Origin of the sequence: Pseudarthrobacter siccitolerans, assembly GCF_001046895.1 — a bacterium.
In the GTDB taxonomy this organism is placed as follows: domain Bacteria; phylum Actinomycetota; class Actinomycetes; order Actinomycetales; family Micrococcaceae; genus Arthrobacter; species Arthrobacter siccitolerans.
In genome coordinates, this window is record NZ_CAQI01000005.1 from 1 (window position 1) to 1,151 (window position 1,151).

Here is a 1,151-nt window from a genome sequence, read left to right on the forward strand (position 1 = left end):
TGTTGTCTCCTTAGCTGGTCGTCCTCGTATGCTCAATATCTTTCGGGTTAGAAGACGCCCTGGGCGCCTTCTAACTGCACAGCCGGTTTGGGTTTGTGGCTTTGGTCCACTCCGGCACTGCTCTTGGTCTTACGCGTGAGTGGCAATACGGACTTTGGTGGGATTGCTCGTGGGATTGCTTTCCGTGTCGATTGCGTGCCGATCTGTGAGGCGCTTCGGGGCAAAGACGGCCCAGATGAGGACGAACACGGCGACAAACAAGGCGGCCGCGATGAAGATGCCATCAAATGTTTCCTCAGGAACGAATCCATCGGTACCGGGCACTAGTACGTTCAACACAATTGCGGTAGGGATCGTCCCCGAGACGTACTGGATAATGCTTTGCATGCCAATGGTCACCGCCATGTTGTCCTGGCGCCCGGCGGCCGCGACGAGTGAGTACCCGGTGGTCAAGCAGCTCAGGGTTGCCAGGCCATAGCCGAAAACCCACACCCAGGACATCCAGACCGGGCCGTTAGCGAATGCGAACCCGAGAAAAACACCAATCGAAGCGGTTCCGGAAATGACCAGAACGGTCTTCGGGCCCAGCCGGTTGAGTCCCCATCGAGTCCAGAGGTATCCCAGCGCGGAGCCGGGAATGATCGCGAGCAGCACGTACGTCGAGTCGAGGGCAGACAGGCCGTGTCCGTACCCGGACGACGTCGGGGCCTGCAGCATAGCCGGCAGCGCGATAAAAATGCTCACCCCGACCACGCTCAAGAAGAAAATCCCGGAATACCCGATGATGGCCTGGCGCCGGTCCATGTTGCGGAATGACATCAGGGGGTCCTGGCTGCGTCGCTGCTGAGCAGCCCAGATAATAAATGTCACGGCGCTCACGGCAAACGAACCGACCACGAGGGGGGAAGTCCAGCCCAGGGCTGGTCCCTGGCTGATTCCGACCAGCAGCGCAGTGACCCAAATGCCGAGCCCCAGCGAAGCGAACCAGTTCAAGCGACCGTCATGACGGGCAGCAACGGGCGTTTCAGAAGAGACAAGGGCAAGCACCAGCAGCACCGCGTACAGGGCGAAGGTCACCCAGAAAACGCTTTGCCACGGCAAACCCATTCCAACGACAAACCCGCCGACAACGAGCGCGATCGGTGTGAAGA

General features: G+C 59.6%; 1 protein-coding gene. It reads right to left on the reverse strand.

Annotated features, from left to right (window positions below; all coding sequences use genetic code 11):
- Positions 1-129: 129 nt before the first annotated feature.
- The coding region (locus ARTSIC4J27_RS00025; RefSeq protein WP_235436457.1) for an MFS transporter at positions 130-1,151 on the reverse strand (1,022 nt) is incomplete at its 5' end.